1 protein-coding gene is annotated in these 1657 nt (G+C 65.1%); it reads right to left on the reverse strand.

From position 1 onward, the window contains the following. Window positions 1–30: 30 nt before the first annotated feature. Window positions 31–1592, reverse strand: a protein-coding gene (locus HHL15_RS26125; RefSeq protein ID WP_169148691.1) for an IS3 family transposase whose coding sequence is annotated in 2 segments (ribosomal slippage) — window positions 31–1154 and window positions 1154–1592 — 1563 coding nt in all. Because the reading frame shifts where the segments join, the coding sequence is not laid out codon by codon here. Between the last annotated feature and the right edge of the window lie 65 nt (window positions 1593–1657).

A 1657-nucleotide genomic window follows, 5' to 3' on the forward strand; every position in this document is an offset into this window, starting at 1 on the left:
CGGCGCGCGTCAAGGTAGTTGTCGCCTCGGTCATGCAGCCAACTGTTGAGTATTCACGTCAGGCAAATGCGTCTTTATGACGGACTCACGTTCCGGGTTGAGCGTGACTGCGCCAATGGGCGACCAGTTGCGCGTATTGCCGGACCAACGCGCCGGGTTGAGTTCGCGAGCCTCGGTGTAAAGAGCATGCCTGGCAGCCAGAATCGCCTGATCCTCACCGGCATGGCGCTGGGCCGGACTGACGTAGCGGATACCGCTGTGACGATGATCGACGTTGTACCACTGGACGAAGCCGGCTGCCCAGGCGCGCGCCTCGTCGAGGTCGGCGAAGCCTCGGGTGGGAAACTCGGGCCGGTACTTGGCGGTGCGAAACAGCGACTCGGCATAGGCATTGTCATCGCTGACCCGTGGGCGCGAGTACGAGGGTTTGACGCCCAGCCAGTTGAGCATGGCCAGTACCGTCGTGGCTTTCAAGGTCGAGCCGTTGTCGCCGTGCAGAACCGGCTTGGCGCTCAAGGCGGCAATCCCTTCGGCCAGCGCCGTGCGGCGCACCAGATGGGCGGCATGGTCGGCATGGTCGCTATCATGCACCTCCCAGCCGACGATCTTGCGGCTGTACAAGTCGAGAATCAGGTAAAGGTGGAACCAGCGCCCCGTGACTTGTGCCGGCAGGTAGGTCATGTCCCAGCACCAAACCTGGCGCACGGCGGTAGCGATGTGCGTGGTCGGCGGCCGGACCGCCTTGGGTGTCTTGGCGCGCCCACGGTGAGCGGATTGCCCATGCGCGCGCAGGATGCGGCTGAAGGTGGATTCGCTGACCAGATAGACCCCTTCATCGGCCAGCATGGGCACGATGCGCGCCGGCGGCACGGCGGCAAAGCGCGGCGCATTGGCGAGGGCCAGCACCTGGGCGCGCTCGGCCTCAGAGAGGGCATGGGGCGGTACAGGGCGCACTGCCTGCGGCCTGCGATCACCGCCGACAAGGCCTTCGCCAGCGTGCCAGCGTTGCAGCGTGCGCAAGTTGATGCCGGCCATCTCGCAGGCGGGCTTCAAGCGCGCGCCTGCCGCCTGCGCAACATGGATATCTCGGGCCAGTGCCTGGCGATCTTCGAGGCCGATCATTCGCCCTCTCCCTTGTTGAAGATCGCCGCGACTTTTTTTGACAGGACCAGTAGGGCTGCCGTTTCGGCCAGCGCCCGGTCTTTGCGCAGCAGTTCGCGTTCGAGCTCCTTGATCCGCTTCTTGTCTTGCCGGGTGGCTTGCGGACTGGCGCGGGCCTCCTCGGGCTCGGCCAAGGCCGCGGTGGCGCTGGCACACCACTGATCGAGTTCGGCCGGATATACGCCGTGCTCACGACACCAGGCGCTCTTGCCGGCCTCGTCCATCGCCGCCGTAGTGATCACCGCTTCGAGTCGAGCGCGCGCAGTCCAGGCCCGCCCTCGGGCGGGCCTGGACTGCGCATCCTCACGCCATCGTTCCAATGTCTGCACCGAAACCCCAATCTCTTGTGATACCACGCCCACTTGGGCGCTCTCCGGCGGCAACAACCGCGCCACCGCTCTGTTCCTGAATGCTTCTCCGTACCGAGCCATCTCTCATCCTTGTCGCCCCCAGGTTCAACATCATAGAGAGGCGACAACTATTCTGACGCGGGGGG

It is taken from the genome of Zoogloea dura (assembly GCF_012927165.1).
Lineage (GTDB): Bacteria > Pseudomonadota > Gammaproteobacteria > Burkholderiales > Rhodocyclaceae > Zoogloea > Zoogloea dura.